The organism is Pseudomonas mucoides (genome assembly GCF_015461845.1).
GTDB lineage: Bacteria > Pseudomonadota > Gammaproteobacteria > Pseudomonadales > Pseudomonadaceae > Aquipseudomonas > Aquipseudomonas mucoides.
Window position 1 is genome coordinate 1,001,018 of record NZ_JACOPW010000002.1, and the last position, 19,524, is coordinate 1,020,541.

The 19,524-nt window shown below is 60.9% G+C and carries 19 protein-coding genes; 6 read left to right on the top strand and 13 right to left on the bottom strand.

Translation table 11 applies throughout. The annotated features are described in order from the left end of the window. Nucleotides 1-65: 65 nt before the first annotated feature. The 7 genes from H8F22_RS13290 to H8F22_RS13320 all read right to left on the bottom strand — a co-directional run bounded on the left by H8F22_RS13290 (nucleotide 66) and on the right by H8F22_RS13320 (nucleotide 6,609). Nucleotides 66-1,430, bottom strand: coding sequence for an MFS transporter (locus H8F22_RS13290; RefSeq protein WP_194940291.1), 1,365 nt, complete (start codon nucleotides 1,428-1,430; stop codon nucleotides 66-68). Between the two features lie 156 nt (nucleotides 1,431-1,586). After that, entirely contained in the window at nucleotides 1,587-3,020 is a 1,434-nt protein-coding gene (locus H8F22_RS13295) for an NAD-dependent succinate-semialdehyde dehydrogenase (protein WP_194940292.1), read from the bottom strand. After that, nucleotides 3,017-4,051: an aldo/keto reductase gene (locus H8F22_RS13300; protein ID WP_027924706.1), complete on the bottom strand. Its 1,035-nt coding sequence runs from the start codon at nucleotides 4,049-4,051 to the stop codon at nucleotides 3,017-3,019. The genes H8F22_RS13295 and H8F22_RS13300 overlap by 4 nt, the downstream gene beginning before the upstream one ends. 10 nt (nucleotides 4,052-4,061) lie before the next feature. Beyond that, the gene (gene fae, locus H8F22_RS13305) at nucleotides 4,062-4,574 is read right to left on the bottom strand and encodes a formaldehyde-activating enzyme (RefSeq protein ID WP_008043405.1); all 513 of its coding nucleotides are present in this window, start codon (nucleotides 4,572-4,574) and stop codon (nucleotides 4,062-4,064) included. 297 nt (nucleotides 4,575-4,871) lie between these two features. Continuing rightward, the gene (locus H8F22_RS13310) at nucleotides 4,872-5,141 is read right to left on the bottom strand and encodes a pentapeptide MXKDX repeat protein (RefSeq protein WP_059182699.1); all 270 of its coding nucleotides are present in this window, start codon (nucleotides 5,139-5,141) and stop codon (nucleotides 4,872-4,874) included. Between the two features lie 65 nt (nucleotides 5,142-5,206). After that, nucleotides 5,207-5,992, bottom strand: a complete 786-nt coding sequence (locus H8F22_RS13315) for a molybdopterin-dependent oxidoreductase (RefSeq protein ID WP_194940293.1) — start codon at nucleotides 5,990-5,992, stop codon at nucleotides 5,207-5,209. Then, nucleotides 5,989-6,609 carry a cytochrome b/b6 domain-containing protein gene (locus H8F22_RS13320; protein ID WP_027924709.1) on the bottom strand — a complete coding sequence of 207 codons (621 nt, stop codon included), beginning with the start codon at nucleotides 6,607-6,609 and terminating at the stop codon, nucleotides 5,989-5,991. Before H8F22_RS13320 ends, H8F22_RS13315 begins: the two co-directional genes overlap by 4 nt. Nucleotides 6,610-6,775: 166 nt before the next feature. Here H8F22_RS13320 and H8F22_RS13325 point away from each other — a divergent pair, with 166 nt between their 5' ends. After that, nucleotides 6,776-7,717, top strand: a complete 942-nt coding sequence (locus tag H8F22_RS13325) for a class I SAM-dependent methyltransferase (protein WP_194940294.1) — start codon at nucleotides 6,776-6,778, stop codon at nucleotides 7,715-7,717. A gap of 12 nt (nucleotides 7,718-7,729) precedes the next feature. Here H8F22_RS13325 and H8F22_RS13330 read toward each other — a convergent pair whose 3' ends face one another. Then, the gene (locus H8F22_RS13330) at nucleotides 7,730-8,503 is read right to left on the bottom strand and encodes a helix-turn-helix transcriptional regulator (protein ID WP_059182698.1); all 774 of its coding nucleotides are present in this window, start codon (nucleotides 8,501-8,503) and stop codon (nucleotides 7,730-7,732) included. 111 nt (nucleotides 8,504-8,614) lie between these two features. Between H8F22_RS13330 and H8F22_RS13335 the strand changes: the two genes are divergently transcribed. Beyond that, nucleotides 8,615-9,718 carry a polyamine ABC transporter substrate-binding protein gene (locus tag H8F22_RS13335; RefSeq protein WP_027924712.1) on the top strand — a complete coding sequence of 368 codons (1,104 nt, stop codon included), beginning with the start codon at nucleotides 8,615-8,617 and terminating at the stop codon, nucleotides 9,716-9,718. A gap of 165 nt (nucleotides 9,719-9,883) precedes the next feature. Beyond that, nucleotides 9,884-11,002, top strand: a complete 1,119-nt coding sequence (locus tag H8F22_RS13340) for a DmpA family aminopeptidase (RefSeq protein ID WP_027924713.1) — start codon at nucleotides 9,884-9,886, stop codon at nucleotides 11,000-11,002. Between the two features lie 37 nt (nucleotides 11,003-11,039). On the opposite strand, the gene H8F22_RS13345 is transcribed toward H8F22_RS13340, so the two are convergent. Then, nucleotides 11,040-11,495: a cupin domain-containing protein gene (locus H8F22_RS13345; protein ID WP_194940295.1), complete on the bottom strand. Its 456-nt coding sequence runs from the start codon at nucleotides 11,493-11,495 to the stop codon at nucleotides 11,040-11,042. A 218-nt stretch (nucleotides 11,496-11,713) separates the two neighbouring features. Continuing rightward, on the bottom strand, nucleotides 11,714-12,247 hold the full coding sequence (locus tag H8F22_RS13350; protein ID WP_027924715.1) for a winged helix-turn-helix transcriptional regulator: 534 nt from the start codon (nucleotides 12,245-12,247) through the stop codon (nucleotides 11,714-11,716). 100 nt (nucleotides 12,248-12,347) lie between these two features. Here H8F22_RS13350 and H8F22_RS13355 point away from each other — a divergent pair, with 100 nt between their 5' ends. Further along, the gene (locus tag H8F22_RS13355) at nucleotides 12,348-12,983 is read left to right on the top strand and encodes an isochorismatase family cysteine hydrolase (protein ID WP_027924716.1); all 636 of its coding nucleotides are present in this window, start codon (nucleotides 12,348-12,350) and stop codon (nucleotides 12,981-12,983) included. Continuing rightward, complete coding sequence (locus H8F22_RS13360; RefSeq protein ID WP_194940296.1) at nucleotides 12,980-14,545, top strand: aldehyde dehydrogenase (NADP(+)); 1,566 nt, start codon at nucleotides 12,980-12,982, stop codon at nucleotides 14,543-14,545. The genes H8F22_RS13355 and H8F22_RS13360 overlap by 4 nt, the downstream gene beginning before the upstream one ends. A gap of 16 nt (nucleotides 14,546-14,561) precedes the next feature. On the opposite strand, the gene H8F22_RS13365 is transcribed toward H8F22_RS13360, so the two are convergent. Then, nucleotides 14,562-15,497 carry a Ppx/GppA family phosphatase gene (locus tag H8F22_RS13365; protein WP_027924718.1) on the bottom strand — a complete coding sequence of 312 codons (936 nt, stop codon included), beginning with the start codon at nucleotides 15,495-15,497 and terminating at the stop codon, nucleotides 14,562-14,564. A 197-nt stretch (nucleotides 15,498-15,694) separates the two neighbouring features. Here H8F22_RS13365 and ppk2 point away from each other — a divergent pair, with 197 nt between their 5' ends. Then, nucleotides 15,695-16,612, top strand: coding sequence for a polyphosphate kinase 2 (gene ppk2, locus H8F22_RS13370; protein WP_027924719.1), 918 nt, complete (start codon nucleotides 15,695-15,697; stop codon nucleotides 16,610-16,612). 159 nt (nucleotides 16,613-16,771) lie between these two features. Here the strand turns inward: ppk2 and H8F22_RS13375 are convergent, their stop codons facing one another. After that, on the bottom strand, nucleotides 16,772-18,379 hold the full coding sequence (locus H8F22_RS13375) for an MFS transporter (protein WP_059182696.1): 1,608 nt from the start codon (nucleotides 18,377-18,379) through the stop codon (nucleotides 16,772-16,774). After that, nucleotides 18,376-19,467, bottom strand: a complete 1,092-nt coding sequence (locus H8F22_RS13380) for an HlyD family secretion protein (RefSeq protein ID WP_027924721.1) — start codon at nucleotides 19,465-19,467, stop codon at nucleotides 18,376-18,378. The genes H8F22_RS13375 and H8F22_RS13380 overlap by 4 nt, the downstream gene beginning before the upstream one ends. Nucleotides 19,468-19,524: the final 57 nt, after the last annotated feature.

The window sequence follows — 19,524 nt, forward strand, 5'->3', positions numbered from 1 at the left end:
TGATGGTGACTGACACTCCGTCTTCGCGAGCAAGCCCGCTCCCACATGGGAACTTTGACAGTCTGTTAGATCGGGGCCGAGACTTTCACCGCCACCGCCGCACCGCCCTCCACCGGGCTCTGCGCCTTGCATGCCTGGCTCAGTGTCAGTGATTTGGTTTCCGGTGCCCACGCCCAGGACAGCCAGGCGCCGATGGCCAGGATCGCCGCCAGAATCCCCATCGTCGGGCTCAAGCCGATCCCCGCCACACTCACCGGCAACAGGAATGTACTGATCGCCGAACCCAGCCGGCTGACCGCCGTGGCCAGGCCAATCCCGCTGGCCCGCACTTCAGTCGGGAAGCTCTCGGCCGGGAACACGCCCACCAGGTTACTCACCGCCGACAACACCAGGGTAAACAGCCCGAACACCAGCACCATCAGGAACGCTGCACTGCTCGGCAACACCGCCAGCATGAACAACGCGACCGCCAGAATGATGAACGAGTTGATCAAGAACCCGCGGCGCGAGAATTTGATCGTGCACCAGATCCCGATCAACGCGCCGAGGATCAGCAGCATGTTCAACATCAGTTCAGTGCCGAAGCCTTCAGCGAGGCCCATCTTCTGCAGAATCGAAGGCAGGAAGGTGTAGATGGCGAAGTACGGCATGACGATGCAGACGAAAAACAGGCAGTTGAACGCGGTGCGTTTGCGGTATTCACGGCTGAACAGCACTGCGTAGCCGGAACGGGTTTCGGTGGATTGGGTTTCGTCGAGTTCGACGTTGGCGCCCAGGTGCTTCTTGACGATTGCCCGCGCTTCGGCAATTCGGCCCTGATTCACCAGCCAGCGCGGTGACTCTGGCGTGCCGATGCGCGCAATCAGAATCAACGCCGCCGGGATCGCCGAAGACGCCAGCATCCAGCGCCAGGCGTCATCACCCAGACTAAGCATGGCGGTGCCGACAAACGTCGCGGCCACGTAGCCGAAGGTCCAGATCACGCTGAACGAACCAAGCAGCACGCCGCGATGCTTCTTCGGCGCGAATTCGGCCAGCATGGCGTGGCCGACACTGAAATCACCGCCCAGCCCGATGCCGATCAGCACCCGGCACAGAAACAGGCCCATCGCGGTTTCGGCGTAGAACTGCATGACCGAGGCGATAGTGATCAGGACAAAGCTGACCAGGAAGATTTTCTGACGGCCGACCTTGTCGGAGATCCAGCCGAAAAACAGGCTGCCGAGGAACAGGCCGATCAGGGCCGAAGCGCCGATCAGTCCCTGCCAGAACGCATCCAGGTGCATCTGCGGGCTCAGCAAGGTGAACGCGATGCCGATCAGGCCGAGGATGTAGCCGTCGGTGAAATGCGCGCCGAAGGTCAGGCCGGCGATTTTCAGGTGAAAGCGCCCGATGGGCAGGTCGTCGATTTTTACCGGTTGTACGGACATGTAAATCTCCAATTGTTGTTATTGACGGAGAAATGAAACCGATCGCTGTTCTGTAGGAGTGAGCCTGCTCGCGATAGCAGGGTGTCAGTCGAAGCTGTGTTGCCTGATACATCGCCATCGCGAGCAGGCTCACGCCTACAAGGGGTGTGGTGGGGGTTAGAGGCCGCCCATCAACAGGTATTTGATTTCCAGGTAGTCATCCAGACCGTACTTCGAACCCTCGCGACCGAGGCCCGATTCCTTGATGCCGCCGAACGGCGCCACTTCCGTGGAAATGATCCCTTCGTTGATCCCGACCATCCCCGCTTCCAGTCCTTCGGCCATGCGCCACACGCGGCCGATGTCGCGGCTGTAGAAGTAGGCCGACAAACCGAATGGCGTGTCGTTGGCCTTTTGCAGCACTTCGGCTTCGTCCTCGAAACGGAAGCAGGCCGCCACCGGGCCAAAGGTTTCTTCCTGCGCGATAAGCATTTCGCTGCTGGCTTCGGCGAGGATGGTCGGCTCGTAGAACGTGCCGCCGAGCGCATGACGACGGCCGCCACACAACAGCGTGGCGCCCTTCTCCAGTGCATCGCCGACGTGCAGTTCGACCTTGGCCAGCGCCGCCGCGTTGATCAGCGGGCCTTGCTCGGTTTCCCCGTCCAGCGCACTGCCGACGCGCATCGCCGCAACGGCTTCCGCGAGTTTGCCGGTAAAGGCTTCGTAGACGCCGTCCTGAATAAAGAAGCGGTTCACACAGACGCAGGTCTGCCCGGTGTTGCGGAACTTCGAGGCCATCGCGCCTTTGACCGCAGCGTCGAGATCGGCATCGTCGAAGACAATGAACGGCGCGTTGCCGCCCAGTTCCAGCGAGACCTTTTTCAGGGTTTCCGCCGCCTGGCGCATCAGCAATTTGCCGGTGCGCGTGGAGCCGGTGAACGACAGTTTGCGCACGATGCTCGACGCTTGCAGCGCCCCACCGATGGCCACCGCATCGCCAGACACAATGTTGAACACCCCCGCCGGAATACCCGCTTGCTCCGCCAACACCGCCAGGGCGAAGGCCGACAGCGGCGTTTCTTCCGAAGGCTTGAGGATCATCGTGCAACCGGCGGCCAATGCCGGACCGACCTTACGCGTGACCATGGCCAGCGGGAAGTTCCACGGGGTGATCGCGGCGACCACGCCGATGGCTTCCTTGACCACGATGATCCGCGCATCGGCCTTGTGGCTCGGGATCACGTCGCCGTAAGCACGCTTGGCCTCTTCGGCAAACCACTCCAAAAAACTCGCGGCGTAGACCACTTCGCCCATGGCCTCGGCCAATGGCTTGCCTTGTTCGCGGCTGAGCAGAGCCGCCAAGTCCTTCTGGTTACTCAGCATCAGCTCGCTCCAACGCTTGAGCTTCTGGCTGCGCTCCTTGGCAGTGAGCTTGCGCCACGCCGGCAATGCACGGTTGGCGGCTTCAATCGCCCGATTGGTTTCTTCGGCGCCAGCCTTTTGTACTTCGGTGATCAACTCGCCGTTGGCCGGGTTGAACACCGGGTAAGTCGGGCCACCAGACGACCATTGGCCGTCGATGAAATTACCCGTGCGAATCAGCGCGCTCATGCCACAGCCTCAGTCAGAATGAAGCGTTCCAGACCCGGACGGGCCGAACGCAAGATACGTTTGCCGGCGGTGTAATCGTTGATCACGTCGCACGGGGTGTAATTGCGTTCCAGTTCGTGCAGTTCTTCGGCGTCAAGTCTGGTATCGAGCGCGGCCAGTGCACTGTCGAACTGTTCGGTTGTGTCAGCGCCCACCAGCATGCAATCCACACCCGGATGGTTGGCCACCCAGGCCTGGGCAATTTGCGCGTTGGACACGCCACGGGCACGGGCGACACGTTGCACCGAATGGGCGATTTCGAACGAGGCTTCGTCGCTGTACATCTGCTGCGTGAAAAAGTCGGTCTGGTTGCGGGTCGACTGCACGTCGCCGGTCAGCAAGCCACGGGCCAGCGGGCTGAACACCGAGACGCCGAGGCCTTGGTCACGGCAGAACGGAATCATCTCGCGCTCTTCTTCGCGGTAGGCGCAGTTCAATTGCAGCTGCATGTTGATCGGCTTGACCCAACCGTTGCGCTCACAGGCCATGAGGATCTTCGCCAATTGCCCGGTGAGCATGGTCGAGACGCCGATGTAACGGGCCTTGCCGGAGCGCACGATGTCGTTCATGGCGCTCATGGTTTCTTCGACCGGGGTGTTCACATCGAAGTAATGCAGCATGAACACATCGACGTAATCCATGTTCAAGCGCTTCAGCGACGCGTCGATGCTGTCCATGATGTGTTTGCGCGAATGGCCACTGGCATTGATGCCGTTGCGGGTGCCGTAGCCGACTTTGGTGGTGATCACCAGGTCTTCGCGACGGGCCAGGCGCTTGACGATGCGCCCTACCACTTCCTCGCCAACGCCAGCGGAATAGAAGTCCGCCAGGTCGATGAAGTTGACGCCGTTGTCGAGGGCGTGCGCGACGATTGGCTCGCTTTTCTTCTCGTCGAAGATCCACGGTTTCCAGTCCGGAGTGCCCATGTTCATCGTGCCCAGGCACAGACGGGAGACTTGCAGGCCGGAGTTGCCCAAACGAATGTATTGCATGGCGCGGACCTCAGGCTTTTGGCGTGTAGAAAGGGTTGCTGATGTGATTGACCACATCCGCCAGTTGCGCGGTTTCCGGCTTGCCGGTCAGCGCGGCACGGATCGCCGTGCGGCAGGCGTTGTAGTTATTCAAGTAGACCGCATCGAGGTCATCGCAAGCCGGGTTGACCCAGTTAGCGGTGACGATGGCCCATTCGTCTTCGGCTTCCGGCGGCAAGGTGCCGTCCAGCAGCGCTTCGAGTACTGCCTTGGCGATACCAGCCTGCGACGCGCCCCAGGTAGCGTTGCCGTGCAGGTCGCTGCTGATCGCGGCTTTGTTGACGTAAAGGGTCATTGGCTTGACCGGAATGTTCGGCTGGGCAATCACCATGAACGGGCAATGACCCTGGCTAGGCGACGCCAGGCTGTTGGCAAACGCCTGGCCGGCCGGGCCATTGCGCGGGCCGATCAGAATGTTGATGTGCGCGGCGTTCACGCCCGGGCCTTCGAAACCTTCACCGATGTACAGGTCGAGTTCTTTCATGAGTCGTTACTCTTCAGGGAGTTGAGGTTGATCAGAAACGCACGCAGGCAGCGGGCCTGGCGTGGCAAATGTCGGGGTTCGAAGAGCGCAGCAGGTCGCTGGCGAAGACGCGGCAGTGATGATGAGTCATGGTTGCAAACGCTCTTTTTTGTTGTTGATGAGCTGGTTTGCGATTTTTTAACACTGGGGGTTTGCGGGGCTGTAACCATTAAAAGTCATGAGGGTATGAGTTCAAGTCATACCCGGTAAAACCTGTGGGAGCGAGTTTGCTCCCCGCAGGTTTCGGGAAGGATTGGACTATTGCGACATGGCGTCTTTTTTCATGGCGTCTTTGCTCATGCTGTCCTTGGACATTGCATCTTTGGACATGCTGTCTTTCTTCATGGTGTCCTTGGCCATGGCATCCTTTTTCATCGTTGTGTCTTTTTTCATGGTGTCTTTGGACATGGCATCCTTGGACATCGTGTCCTTGCTCATGCTGTCGCTGCTGGTGGTATCGGCAGCGAAAACACTGGCGGCACCCAGTGCGATGCACATGGACAGGACGGCGGTGGCTAACTTTTTCATGATCAAACTCCTCGAAGCGCAGGTTACGAATGAACGCAGCGTGGGCTGCGTGATGAATGTGTCTGTCAGCTGCCACCGAACCAGTTGTAACCCTGGTCTTCCCAGTAGCCACCGCTGTAGGTATTGCTGACGAAAATCGCCTGAATGTGTTTGGGGTTTTTGTAGCCCAGCTTGGTGGGCATGCGCAGTTTCATGGGGAAGCCGTACTGGCGCGGCAGCACCGCGCCGTCATAGGTCAGCGTCAGCAAGGTTTGCGCATGCAGCGCCGTGGCCATGTCGATGCTGGTGTAATAGTCGTCTGCACATTTGAAACCGACGTAACGGGCATCGGTGTCTGCGCCGACGCGCTTCAGGAAGTCGCTGAACCGGACGCCTCCCCACCGTCCGATGGCGCTCCAGCCTTCGACGCAAATATGCCGGGTGATTTGTTCGGTTTGTGCCATGGCGCGCAGTTCTTCGAGCCGCCAACTGTGTTTGTCCGCGACCATGCCGGTCACTTCCAGCCGATAGGACTCCTCCTCCACCGTCGGTGCTTCGTCAATGCCGTAGAAGGCATTGAAGGGAAACGGCCGGGTGATCATGGATTCCGGGTAGGTCGGCGCCATGGCGTCGGGATTGAACAACCAGCCTTGCACCCGATCGTTGAAGCGCGACATGGACGACAACGCGGTCTCGACGCTTTCGTTGTCAGTCAGGTTGCAGCCAGACAGCATCGCCACACCGCCGAGGGTCAGGCCGCGCAGCAAAAACGCGCGACGCGAACGGTCGGGGATCTGCGGGGCGAGTATTTTTCGGGCGTCTGTCAGGATCGATGACTCGTCCAGCCCGGAACTTTCGATGCGCTTTTTCATACCCGCTCCTTGCGGCCGACGATCATCGCCCACAACGTTTTTGGCACCAGTGCGACCATCACCAGATGCACCGCGACAAAAGCAACCAACAGCGACATTGCAAAGAAATGCACCCGTCGCGCGCCTTCGTAGCCCGCCAGCAGTTCACGCAATAGCGGGAACTGGACCGACTTCCAAAGCACCAGCCCGGAGACCACCAACAGCGTGATGTCGACCATCACGAACAGGTAGGCCACCCGTTGCACCTGGTTGTAATGACTCAGGTCGGCATGGCTCAACCGCCCTCTCAATGCGGCCCACAGGTCATGCAGGACACCTTTGGGAGAGACGGGTAGAAAACGGCGTTTCAGACGACCGCTGAACAGATTGATGCCGAGATAAATCAGGCCATTGAGGGCCAGAAACCACATCGCCGCGAAGTGCCATTGCAGCGCACCGCCGAGCCAGCCGCCCAGCGTGATCGACTTGGGAAAGCTGAAGTCATAAATCGGCGAGGCGTTATAGATACGCCAACCACTGGTGACCATGACCAGCACGGCCAGGGCGTTCAGCCAATGGGTCAGCCGTAACCAGCGAGGATGGCTACTGACAGAGGGTGAAGCAGATAGCTGCGACATGTCCGGCTCCCTGCGATTGATCATTGGGGCCGAGTATGGGAGCCGATTGATCGCCAAATCCTCACGTAAAGTTAAATTAAACGTGATAACTCCCGACGCGTTGCAACACGCCTTGCCCTGCATTTGTGGTTAAAATGCCGCCCCCTCAAATTGCCGACCCTGCCCGATGAACTCAGACGCACTTGCCACCCTCCACGCCCACCTGCTGACGGCCCTGGCAACGGCCCCAGCGGAAACCCGCCGCTTGTTTCACGGCCGTGGCCGCTGCTGGCCGGGGCTGGAGCAATTGACCGTCGACTGGTTGCAGGGGGTAGTGCTGGTCGCGCTGTTCAAAGAGCCGGAAGCGTCGCAGCTGGAAGCGTTGAAACAACTGCTGATCCAGATCACCCGGTCACCCGAGTGGGCACAATCCGGCGCGCACACCTTGCTGTTGCAACATCGCTACTTGCTGCAAAGCACCACCGAGTGGCTGCTGGGCGAGGTGATCGACGAGATGACGATCACCGAGGGTGGCTTGCGTTATCGCGTGGACCTGGGCCGCAAGCAGAACACCGGGCTGTTTTTAGACATGCGTTATGGCCGTGACTGGGTGCGGGCCAATGCCCACGGCAAGCGCGTATTGAACCTGTTTGCCTACACCTGCGGCTTCTCGGTCGCCGCCATCGAGGGTGGCGCCGAGCACGTGGTCAATCTGGACATGTCCAGCCCGGCCCTGAGCCGTGGGCGCGAGAATCACCGGCTCAACGGGCACGATTTGAGCCAGGTCAGTTTTCTGGGCCATGACCTGTTCAAGTCCTGGGGCAAAGTGATTGGCAAGGGGCCTTATGACCTGGTGATCATCGACCCGCCGTCCTTTCAGAAAGGCAGTTTTTTGCTGACCAAGGATTACCAGCGTGTGTTGCGCCGGTTGCCGGAATTGCTCAGCCCTGCGGGCACGGTGCTGGCGTGCATGAATGACCCGGCGTTTGGGTCTGATTTCCTGATCGATGGGGTGATGCGTGAAGCGCCGAGTTTGCGTTTTGAGCAGCGGCTGGAGAACCCGCCGGAGTTTCCGGATGCCGATGTTGAGTGTGGGTTGAAAGCGTTGGTGTTCAAGCTGGGCGATTGAGTCTTGCCGGGCTCAACGCGGCTGCAACACCAACGCAAACAACTCCCCATGCCCGGTCACATTAAGCTTGTGATAGACATTGCGCCGATGCACTTTCACCGTCTCCGGTGAGATGCCCATGTGCTGGGCGATGGCCTTGCTGGAGAAGCCCTGAAGGATCAGCCGGGCGGTTTCGATTTCCCGTACCGACAGGCGCGCGTCGAAGCGGTCCAGCAACGTCGCGAGATCGCCGGCCACCGGTTCAGCGGTCGCGCCTTCCGGCGGCATCAATTGCAGATGACGGCGCATCGCCGACAGCACCCAGTCGCGCACGCACAGCAGGCGGCCCTGCTCTTCCAGGCTGAACCGCGTCGAACGTCCCAGCGACAAACCCAACACCGCCCCATCAACGTGGACCATGAACTGCAACTCGTCCGCCCCCACCACCGAGCGGAAGTAACTCAGGTAGTACTCGCTCTGCTGGAACTGGTCGGGCGCCACCGATTCGAGGCTGTGCAGGCCCTCGGCAATACCGGCGCAAGCCGCCTGGTAAAAGGGGTCGAGCAGGTACATGCCGGCGCTGTAGTCCGCCAGTTCTTCGTGCTCGGCGGCACCGCCCTTCGAATCGAAATCAATCAGCAAACGCGGGACCCGCCCCGCGCGCATCACCGCGACCAGCGCATTGTCCAGCGGCACCAGCAGCCGCAATGTGTCGACCAGCGCCCGCCAGAACCCGTCCTGCCCCAACGCGCCAAACACCCGCGCCAGCGACTGGTGCACCGGCAGCTCTTTCAACAATGCGTCCACGCACTACCCCTTTCGAGTAACCCATGATGGGAATGGGTGAGTCCCCCGCCTGCCAGTACGCTGCAAGCACCTGTTCATCACCGGCCTGCAGCAGGCCAGGAGTGCCGCATCATGAGTCGTCACCGCTCGCATATCAATCTTGGACTGGGCGCCTGTTTGTGCGTCTCGTTGTCGGCCATGGCCACCGATGCCCCGACGGTGCATGTCTACAACTGGTACGACTACATCGGACCCGACACCCTGCACGACTTCAAGCGCGACACCGGGATCGAACCGGTCTACGACACCTTCGACAGCGCCGAAGTACTCGAAGGCAAACTGCTGACCAGCCGCAGCGGCTACGACGTGGTGGTGGCGAGCAATTTCAGCCTGCCGACGCTGATCAAGGCCGGCGCCCTCGCCCCGTTGCCCCACGCACAAATGCCTGACTTCAAGAACATGGACAGCGACCTGCTGGCGAAACTCGCCAACAACGATCCGGGCAACCAGTACGCAGTGCCGTACCTGTGGGGCACCAACGGGATTGGCTACAACATCGACAAGGTCCGCGCGGCGTTGGGCGACAAGGCGCCGGTGGATTCCTGGGACCTGGTGTTCAAGGAAGAGAACCTGGCCAAGCTCGGTCAATGTGGCGTGGCGATGCTCGACTCGCCGTCGGAAATGCTCCCGGTCGCCCTGCACTACCTGGGCTTGCCACCGAACAGCACCAACCCTGAAGACTACAAGAAGGCCGAGGCGCTGCTGCTGAAGTTGCGTCCGCACATCGCGTACTTCAACTCGTCCAAATTCATCAGCGACCTGGCCAACGGCAACATCTGCGTGGCGGTGGGCTGGTCTGGCGCGATGCTGGAAGCCAAGACCAACGCCGAGCAGGCCAACAACGGCGTGAAGATCGCCTACAGCCTGCCGAAGGAAGGCGCGCCGGTCTGGTTCGACACGCTGGTGCTGCTCAAGGACGCACCGCATCCGCAACAAGGCCTGGCCTTTATCGACTACCTGATGCGCCCCGAAGTCATCGCCCCGGTCAGCGATCACCTGAACTACCCCAACGGCAACCGCAGCGCGACACCGTTGGTGGCCGAAGCGACCCGCACCAACCCGGCGGTGTATCCGTCGGCTGAAGCGCTGGCCACGTTGTTCACCCTTCAACCGCTGCCGCCTGCGACTGAACGAGTGCGCACGCGGGTCTGGAGCAAGGTCAAAAACGGCCAGTGAGAACCCTGTAGGAGTGAGCCTGCTCGCGATGGGGCCATCACCTTCAACATCGATGGCGACTGATCCACCGCTCTCGCGAGCAAGCTCGCTCCCACAGGTTTTGTGACTATTTGACGGTTATCGAAAAGCCCAATTTTCTGCCACGATTTGAAGATGAGAAACCCCATGAAACCACGTGCCCGTGACCTGAACATTCAGTTCGGCCAACTGCAACCCGGCCCCCTCAATGCCATCACCGATGTACCCGGCGTCCGCGTCGGCCACAGTGAAGTGCGTGGCCGTACCGACAGCGGTCGTGACATCCACACCGGCGTCACCCTGATCGAACCGCGTGCCGGTTCCACCAACCAGCAACCGTGCTTTGCCGGTGTGCATGTGCTCAATGGCAACGGTGACGCTACCGGTCTTGAGTGGATTCGCGAAGCCGGCCTGCTGACCAGCCCGATCGCCTTCACCAACACCCACAGCCTGGGCGTGGTGCGCGATGCGCTGATTGCGCTGGACCGACAGGCCCAGCCCGATGACGGCCGGTTGTACTGGAACATGCCGGTGGTGCTGGAGACGTTCGATGGTTTGCTCAGCGACATCAATGGTTTCCACGTCAAGCCCGAGCACGTGGCCCAGGCACAACGCAATGCCGTCGACGGACCGGTGATCGAAGGCGCAGTAGGCGGTGGCAGCGGGATGATCTGTCATGAGTTCAAAGGCGGGATTGGCACGTCCTCGCGACGCTTGAGCCCGGCGCAAGGCGGCTGGACCGTTGGCGCCATCGTCCAGGCCAACCATGGCATTCGCAACGAGTTGCGTGTCGACGGTTACCCGGTCGGGCGCTACATGGAACAGGTCGACTCACCCTTCCTCAAAGCCTCGCTACCCTATCCGGGCATGGGTTCCATCGTCGTCTGCCTGGCCACGGATGCGCCGTTGCTGCCGCACCAGTGCACACGCCTCGCGCAGCGTGCCAGCCTGGGATTGGCCCGCACCGGTGGCGGTAACGAGGACCACAGCGGTGACATCTTCATTGCCTTCGCCACCGGCAACCAGCACGTGCCACCCGCCGCCTATGAAGGCAAAGGCGCGCCGACATGCGACAACCTGCGCATGGTCAACAACGATCACATCAGCGAGTTGTTTCTGGCCGCGACCGAGGCCGTGGAAGAAGCCATCATCAATGCGCTACTGGCGTCTGACACGGTGGAAGGCAACGGCCATACGGTGAAAGGACTGGATGCGCAAACGTTGCTCAAGGCATTGCGCCAGGCGGGTTGGCCAGGCCAGCGCTGACAGAATCGCCCGATGCCACGCATCGGGCGGTCACTGATTATTTCTCCAACACCAGCAGCGGCGTGCCTTTCTTCACAATGTACGTCGCCAGCTCCGACGCTTTACCGCCACCCACGTTCCTCGCGACATGCGCCGTGCCCTCCGGGATGTACAGTGAATCGCCAGCCTTGAGCGTGACCGGTGGCTGGCCCTCCAGCTGATACTCAAACGAACCTTCGATGACATAAGCCACTTCCACTCCGGGATGCGAGTGTTTAGGCGAGGTCACGCCGGCATCGAAATCGACACGCACCTGAATCACCTCACGCTCGGCCGCCCCCAGGTCTTTGCGCACCAGATCGGTACGGTGGATGCCGGACTGCCAGCTTTTGCCAGGCTGCGCCTCATGGCCTGATTCGCCAGCCTGCGAAAAACTCGCGAAAGCTGCCAGTGAAATAACGGCAAGGGCAATGCCTGAGCGGCCAGCAGTGTTGCGGGAAGTGATACGGGACATCGCGATTCTCCAATGATTGCCGTCAATACGGTAAGCCCATTTAGAGGGTGCGGTGTATCCCGCTCGTGTCACGCAGGCCATGGTTTTGTATGCGAAGTTGGCTGCTGGCCCCGCGGATACGTAGCGATACAAACATGCGCCCGCGAAGACCGACTGTCTGCAGAAATGCCCACCGTCACCAGACAGCTGACATTCACCGGGGACTCACTTCAATGGGCTCATTGACCCTGAACCACTGCGACCGGATCCGCCCCACGCCCCCCCTTGAAGGCGTCACGTCGTGCTTTGCGTTCAGCGGCGTAGGCTTCGCTGGGTGTGCTGATCAGTTCGCCACGGCGCAACGGTTCGCCGCAATGTGCACACAACGGCCCCAGCCCTGCGGGATGTCGACAGGTGGCGTGGGTGTAAACGACCGCCAGCCCCTCCTCCTCTGACTTGCACCAGGTTTCACCCCAGGCGCGCAGTGCCAGCACCACGGAATAGAACGCATCGCCTTTGGGCGTCAGGTGGTACTCGTAGCGCGGGGGCCGCTCGCTGTAGGCGCGGCGCACGACCAGCCCGTCAGCCTCCAGGCGTTTGAGACGGGTGGCGATCATTTGCGGGGTCCCGGCGGTTTGCGCCTGGATCTCGTCGAATCGATGGCTGCCCATGAACAACTCGCGCAGCACCAGAACCGTCCAGCGGTCGCCGACGACGGCCTCGGCCCGTGAAATCGGGCACAGGGTTTCAGGAACAGGTGTATTTACCGACATGCGGTCTTGCCTCTCTTGCTGTTACTATGATTATCATATCAACATGATATCCGGGCAAGCGCCGGACATCGGTCACTCAACATTCCAGGAGAACACCGCCATGTCAAAAGCCCTCTATCCCCTCGACAGAACCGCTTATCTGTTGGTCGATCCTTACAACGACTTCCTCTCCGAGGGCGGCAAAGTCTATCCATTGATCGAACCGATCGCCGCCCAAGTCGGCCTGCTCGACAACTTGCGCGCACTCGACCGCACCGTCCGCGCCCTCGACATTCCGGTGGTCATCGTACCGCACCACCGCTGGGAAAAAGGCGACTACGAAAACTGGGATCACCCGAGCCCCACCCAATGCAAGATCATGCACATGCATCACTTCGCGCGTGGCGAATGGGGTGGTGAATGGCACCCGGATTTCGCGCCGAAGGACGGCGACATCGTCGTTCAGGAGCACTGGGGCTCGAGCGGTTTTGCCAACACCGACCTTGATTTCCGCCTTAAGCAGAAAGGCATTACCCACGTGATCATCGTTGGGTTGCTGGCCAATACCTGCATCGAGGCTACCGCACGTTACGCCCAAGAACTGGGCTATCACGTCACCCTGGTGCGCGACGCCACGGCGGCCTTCAAGCCTGAAATGATGCACTCGGCCCATGAACTGAATGGTCCTACGTTCGCTCATTCCATCGTGACCACACCCGAACTTATCGCCACGCTGACCCAAGGTGACCGCCCATGAACTTGACAGGCAAGCTCATGATCGGCGCTCGTGATGTGAGCGGTTCTGAAGGAACGATGAAGGCGCTCAACCCTGCCACGAACCAGTTAATTGAACCGGATTTCGCCCTGGGTGGCTCGGCCGACGTCGACCGGGCCGCGACCCTCGCTGATGCAGCGTTCGATGTTTACAGCCATACCTCGCTGGCCAAGCGCGCCGCGTTCCTCGACAGCATCGCCGACAATCTCGATAAGGTCCGTCAGGCGCTGGCGGCCCGAGCCGCGCTCGAAACCGGCGTGCCCGAGGCGCAACTGGAGGGCGAAGCGATAAAAGCCGCCACCCAGTTTCGCCAGTTTGCCGATGTCGTACGCAGAGGACGCTTCCTGCAACTGGCCATCGATCCGGCACAACCTGATCGTCAGCCGCGTCCGCGCATGGACCATCGTTTGCAGAAGATCGCCCTCGGCCCGGTAGCGATTTTCGGCGCGAGCAACTTCCCTATCGCCTATTCGGTTGCCGGCGGTGATACCGCTTCGGCACTGGCCGCCGGCGCAACCGTGATCCTCAAGGCGCATAACGCGCATCCCGGGGCTTCGGAAATTCAGGCACATGCTATCCGCGACGCTGTGCAAGCGCACGATCTGCCCGAAGGCGTGTTTTCGATGGTGCGCGGTGACGGTAACGCCATCGGTGAAGCGCTGGTCGATCACCCGCTGATCAAAGCGGTGACGTTCACCGGTTCGGAACGTGGCGGCATGGCGCTGTATCGCCGTGCGCAACGGCGTCCCGATCCGATTCCGGTGTTCACCGAGATGACCAGCATCAACCCGACGTTCATCCTGCCCCATGCGCAGGCGGCAAAAGGTGCGCTGATCGGTGACGGCTTTATCGAGCGCATGCTGGTCAACGTCGGGCAAGCCTGCTTGAAACCCGCGCTGTTGATTGCCATCGACGGGCCTGGCTTTGAGGCCATGCGCGCCGCGATGATCAAGCGCGTCAACGAGGCGTCAGCGCGACCGATGCTGACACCCGGCATTCACGCAGCCTATTTGAACGGTCTTGGCCAGATCGAGGACGCAGGGGCACGGCGTATTGGCGAAGGTTCACCGGCCATTGCGGCACTGGAGGGCGCCTCTGCGTTGCTGGAAGTCGACGGCGATCAATTCCTGAGCGAAACGCTGCTGGCTGAAGAAGTCTTCGGCCCGTCAGCGCTGTTGGTGAACGTCAGGGATGAGGCAGAAATGCTCGCTGTTGCGCGTTCGCTGCGGGGCCAACTGTCGGCGGCCATGCACCTTGAGGATGAGGATCTGCCCTTGGCGCAGCGCTTGTTGCCCGTGCTGGAGCGCCGCACCGGACGCATCGTCGTCAATGCCTTCGCGCACCCGCAGGAAGTGACGTTTGCCACCGTTCACGGCGGACCGTTTCCGGCGACGTCGGACAGCCGCTTCACGTCGGTCGGCATGACCTCGATTGAGCGGTTCTTGCGCCCGGTGGCTTACCAGGGTTTTCCGCAAGCGCTACTGCCGCAGGTGTTGCGAGACGCAAACCCGCTGGCGTTGCCTCGCCTCATTGACGGTGTCTAGAACGGGGGTTCGGGGTTCAATGCCGGGCCATCAGGCCATGCAGGACCCCGAACCTCAACCCGCCCTCGGAAGGCGTCATCTGCGAGATACCGAAGACTTTGAACGCCGCCAGCATCACCACCAGCCCACCCGGCAAGGTGCTCAAGCGATGGTTTTGCAGGCCGGCCAGCTTGAGCTGCTTCACATGCCCCACTTCCAGCAGGCGCAACGACAGGCGCAGCAGGCCGCTGTAGGTGATGCCGCTTTCGCCGTCGTCGTTCATGCCGTTGGCCTTGAGCACTTTGGCGAGCATCCGTGCGGTCCCCGACGAGCCGATGGCCTGCTGCCAACCCAACGCTCGATAACGCCGCGCGACTTTTTCAAACTGCAGCGTGGCCACCCGCTCCGCCTCCAGCAGCGCCGGAGCCGTGATGCAACCACCGGAAAAATAACGCGCGCCAAAGGTGCCGCTGCCAATCGCAATGCTCTCGGTCAACAGCGGTTGAGTGCCCTGCCCCAGAATCAACTCGGTGGAACCGCCGCCGATGTCCACCACCAGTCGCATGCTAAGCGGACTGGGGATCGAATGGGCCACACCGGCGTACACCAGATGCGCCTCTTCGTGCCCGGAAATCACATCGATGCGAAAGCCGAGATGACGCTCGGCGCTCGCCAAAAACAGTTGTGCATTGTCGGCCTCGCGCACTGCGCTGGTCGCCACCGCCCGCACCCGGCCGGGTTCGAATCCGCGTAGCTTTTTGCCGAATCGCGAGAGCGCCTGCCAGCCACGGTCCAGCGCCATTTCATCCAGCGCTCCGCCCTGGAAACCCTCCGACAAACGGACAGGTTCACGCAGGGTTTTCACCTCGTGAATCATCCACTTCTGGTTCCGTTTGACCGGTTGGCCAATCATCATGCGAAACGCATTGGAGCCCAGGTCGATGGCTGCAAACAGGGAGGCGTCTCCTTTCATGGGGCGGATTCCTGGCAATTTCATCAGCCCGCGGACGGAGTTCCGCTGAGCGTTCAAGACGGTTTGCGAGGATCCTGCCATGGGTTAGGTGACACCAAGATGACACCACGGTTTTTTTCACTATGTCTTCATCGTCACTTGTCCGTCACATCCCCCGGCCTAGCATGGCCACCTCCACCTCTGTCGGGACTCGGACCATGCATTTAGACAACGACACCCTGATTCAACGTATCCATCGTGAGCTGCTCGACCACAGCGACGAAGAGCTGGAACTGGAGTTGATGGAGGACGGACACGACCTTAACGCACTGTTCGATGAGCACGTCGGTGACAGCCGCGAAAAAGAACAGCGTCGCCGCTATTTCAGCGAGCTGTTCCGCCTGCAGGGTGAACTGGTCAAGCTGCAAAGCTGGGTGGTGAAAACCGGGCATAAAGTGGTGATCCTGTTTGAAGGACGCGATGCAGCGGGCAAAGGCGGCGTGATCAAGCGCATCACCCAGCGGCTCAATCCGCGAGTCTGCCGGGTCGCCGCCCTGCCCGCCCCCAACGACCGCGAGCGCACCCAATGGTATTTCCAGCGCTATGTCTCGCACCTGCCGGCCGCCGGCGAAATCGTGCTGTTCGACCGCAGCTGGTACAACCGTGCGGGCGTCGAGAAGGTCATGGGTTTCTGCAACGACGACCAATACGAAGAATTTTTCCGCACCGTGCCGGAGTTCGAACGGATGCTCGCCCGTTCCGGTATCCAGCTGATCAAATACTGGTTCTCGATCTCCGACCAGGAACAGCACCTACGCTTCCTCAGCCGCATTCATGACCCGCTCAAGCAATGGAAGCTCAGCCCGATGGACCTGGAATCCCGCCGTCGCTGGGAGGCGTACACCAAGGCCAAGGAAATCATGCTGGACCGCACCCACATCGCCGAAGCGCCGTGGTGGGTAGTGCAGGCCAACGACAAGAAACAGGCCCGACTCAATTGCATCCACCACCTGCTGGGGCAGATGCCGTATGAAGAAGTGCAATCCCCGGTGATCGAGCTGCCAGAACGCGTGCGCCAGGAACACTACACGCGCAGCCCGACGCCACCGGAACTGATCGTGCCGCAAGTATATTGAGACCGACGGGGGCGCATGCGCGCCCAACCGTCATCATTGTGTAACCTTGCGCCAACAATACTGACGCCATACACCGCGTGCTTTTTTTTGGGCTGCCTTTTGGGGCGGCTTTTTTTTGTCGGCTGGTTTGTACACCTCAGGCCGCTGGGTGAGCTCGTACTAGCCGTTTTCGACTTCGGCTACGGCTCGCATCGCAGGCGCTTTCGCGTATCGCGACAGTCCAATCTTGAGAATAACCAACAGAGGGGCAGCAACGACAAAGAGCATCGCGACTGCGAAGAACGCGGTATCAAAAGCAATCACAGTAGCCTGCCCTGTCACGACCTTGCCCAACAGGCTCGTCGCGGCACGACCGGCGGAGACTGGGTCCATGCCCTTTCCCGCCAGCATCGCACCTGTGGTGGTCAGCCGTTCGATGAGTGCGTTCCCTCCTGGCGTAACGTTGGCACCAAGGACCGCGCTATTGATGACAACGTGATGCTCGATCAGCGTCTGGAGCCCCGCGACGCCCATCAAGCCCCCCAATTGCCGCCCTGTGTTGAACAGGCCAATGCCACAGGCGAGGTTGCGGCTGTTGAGGTCGCTGAAGGCGATCAGCGTGATCGACAGAAACAGGAAACCAAGGCCCAGGCCTCGTAGCAGGATGGCGGTCATCATGCTGGCCGTGCCGCTTTCGCTGGTCGAACCGGACAGCATCCACATGGCCCCCATGATCATCAGGATGCCAAAGGGCACGGTCGCCACAGGGGGAACGTGGCGGACTTTGAAGAGAAAGGCCGCGATAAACAGTGAACCGATAAAAAAACCGCTACTGGGCAACAAGAGCAGGCCGGCCTCGGTCGGGGTGAACGCGAGCACCGACAGGGCAAACGCCGGAATCAGGAACGCGCTGCCGAACAACGCAGCACCGGCGACGAAACTGACGATAAAGGCAAAGGTAAATTCGCTCGATTTGAACACGGTGAAATCGAACAGCCCCTGGCCTTTGACCAACAGTTGCTGACCGATAAATGCCAGCAACGCGCCGCCGCCAAGCATCGTCAGCAACAGAATGTGCGGTTCCTCAAACCAGTCCCAGCGGCTGCCCTGAGTGAGCACGTAGGTGAAACAGAACAGCGTCGTAGCGATCAGTGCGAAGCCGAGCCAGTCGAAGGAGCGTTGTCGCGCACTGGCAGGCACCGGGTGGTCGGCGATGAGCAAAAGACCGGACGCCGCCAAGGCCAGCGGCACCACGCTGAAGAAAATCCAGGTCCAGGACTGGCTGTCGATCAGCCACCCTTGCAGGGCCGGCGCGACCGTCCCGGGTGCGACCACCGAACCCATGGCGAACAGGGCTTGCAGGATTGGCTGCCAGGACCGCGTATACGCGCGAAATATCAGCGCCTGCCCCCCGACCAGCAGGATCCCCGCAGCGAAACCCTGGATAACGCGAAGCGCAACCAGCAGGTCCAACTGAGCGGTAATGGCGGCCATGCAGCACGCCAGCCCCATTAACAGTGTTGAGCCGGTGATCACATGACGCGGATAGAAACGGCTCAACAGCCACGGGGCGGTCATGAACCCGATCAGCTTTAGCGCGATGTAGCCAACGTCCAGCCAGGCGAACTCATCAGGCGTGGCATAGGTGTCGCCGATAATGTCGCCGCGTCCGAGCGATAGAACGGTGCTGGCGATCGCTTCCGTCAACGTGGCCAGCACGATCCCCGTCATGAGCAGCACGCCGGAGGTGGCACTGACAGGGCTGCGCGTGGCGACAGTCGTGTTCATGAGTCATCCCCGCTCGCCACTTCAACCCGCGCGGACAGACCCGGCACGATGCGCCCCGGCATTGGGTTGTGGGCAAAGCGGATCTTTACCGGAACCCGCTGCACGACACGCACAAAGTTACCGGTCGCGTTGTCGGGCGGTAGCAAGCTGAACGCCGAACCACTGCCCGGTGCAAAACTGTCGACCACGCCGGCAATGGCCTGGTCGGGATAGCCATCGACCGTGATACGCACACGCTGGCCGGGATGGAGGGTTTCGAGCTGGGTTTCCTTGAAATTGGCCACGACCCATACATCGTTGACCGGCACGATGTCGAGCAAGGCAACGCCCGGTGTCACGAACCGGCCGAGTCGAATCTGCCGGTTGCCGACAACACCCGCCACCGGCGCACGCACCACGGTGTGGTCAAGATCGATCTGCGCGAGATCACGCGCGGCCTGCGCTTGCGACACAGCCGCCTCGGCCGCCGCTCGTTCGGCCACGAACACGGCGATGTTTTGTTGTTGCGCCTCGACCGTTGCCGAAGCAGCCGAAACCGACGCCTCGGCTCTGGATTGTGCGGTGCCGGTTTCATCGACCAGTGCCTGGCTGACCGCGTTGCTGACGATCAACTGGCGGCTGCGGTCATGGGTCTTGGTCGCCAGGCTCATCTCGGCGGTGGCCGAACGGCGTTGCGCTTCGGCCTGTCGAATCAACGCATGTTGCAACTGGATCTGTGCATCGACATGGGTCAGGCGTGCCCGGGCTGCGCTGACATTGGCCTCCGCTTGCGCCAGTCTGGCGCGATAGTCGCGCTCATCGATACGAAACAGCACGTCACCGGCCCGTACAGTCTGATTATCCTCAACCTCCAGCGCTGTGACATAGCCACCGACTTTGGCGGCGAGCGACGTAACATCACCGCGGACATAGGCATTATCGGTCGAGGTCACACCACTCGAAAATGCAATAACCACCCAGGCCGCCATAACCCCTACAGCAGCGACGCACAGCAGTTTGCCGATGGTCTGGCGCTTGCTTCGCGGCGCAATGACAACAGGAGTGCCGGCGTCAGCGCCAATGGCGGCATTGTCCTGGAGCGAGTTCATATTTTTATTTCCTGTTCAGTGCCTGGAACAACCGCTGCCGCCGGGCGGCAGAGTCTG

Coding starts and splice junctions, on each gene's coding strand:
- H8F22_RS13290 (WP_194940291.1), bottom strand. CDS start 1,430: ATGTCCGTACAACCGGTAAAAATCGACGACCTGCCCATCGGGCGCTTT.
- H8F22_RS13295 (WP_194940292.1), bottom strand. CDS start 3,020: ATGAGCGCGCTGATTCGCACGGGTAATTTCATCGACGGCCAATGGTCG.
- H8F22_RS13300 (WP_027924706.1), bottom strand. CDS start 4,051: ATGCAATACATTCGTTTGGGCAACTCCGGCCTGCAAGTCTCCCGTCTG.
- fae (WP_008043405.1), bottom strand. CDS start 4,574: ATGAAAGAACTCGACCTGTACATCGGTGAAGGTTTCGAAGGCCCGGGC.
- H8F22_RS13310 (WP_059182699.1), bottom strand. CDS start 5,141: ATGAAAAAGTTAGCCACCGCCGTCCTGTCCATGTGCATCGCACTGGGT.
- H8F22_RS13315 (WP_194940293.1), bottom strand. CDS start 5,992: ATGAAAAAGCGCATCGAAAGTTCCGGGCTGGACGAGTCATCGATCCTG.
- H8F22_RS13320 (WP_027924709.1), bottom strand. CDS start 6,609: ATGTCGCAGCTATCTGCTTCACCCTCTGTCAGTAGCCATCCTCGCTGG.
- H8F22_RS13325 (WP_194940294.1), top strand. CDS start 6,776: ATGAACTCAGACGCACTTGCCACCCTCCACGCCCACCTGCTGACGGCC.
- H8F22_RS13335 (WP_027924712.1), top strand. CDS start 8,615: ATGAGTCGTCACCGCTCGCATATCAATCTTGGACTGGGCGCCTGTTTG.
- H8F22_RS13340 (WP_027924713.1), top strand. CDS start 9,884: ATGAAACCACGTGCCCGTGACCTGAACATTCAGTTCGGCCAACTGCAA.
- H8F22_RS13345 (WP_194940295.1), bottom strand. CDS start 11,495: ATGTCCCGTATCACTTCCCGCAACACTGCTGGCCGCTCAGGCATTGCC.
- H8F22_RS13350 (WP_027924715.1), bottom strand. CDS start 12,247: ATGTCGGTAAATACACCTGTTCCTGAAACCCTGTGCCCGATTTCACGG.
- H8F22_RS13355 (WP_027924716.1), top strand. CDS start 12,348: ATGTCAAAAGCCCTCTATCCCCTCGACAGAACCGCTTATCTGTTGGTC.
- H8F22_RS13360 (WP_194940296.1), top strand. CDS start 12,980: ATGAACTTGACAGGCAAGCTCATGATCGGCGCTCGTGATGTGAGCGGT.
- H8F22_RS13365 (WP_027924718.1), bottom strand. CDS start 15,497: ATGAAAGGAGACGCCTCCCTGTTTGCAGCCATCGACCTGGGCTCCAAT.
- ppk2 (WP_027924719.1), top strand. CDS start 15,695: ATGCATTTAGACAACGACACCCTGATTCAACGTATCCATCGTGAGCTG.
- H8F22_RS13375 (WP_059182696.1), bottom strand. CDS start 18,379: ATGAACACGACTGTCGCCACGCGCAGCCCTGTCAGTGCCACCTCCGGC.
- H8F22_RS13380 (WP_027924721.1), bottom strand. CDS start 19,467: ATGAACTCGCTCCAGGACAATGCCGCCATTGGCGCTGACGCCGGCACT.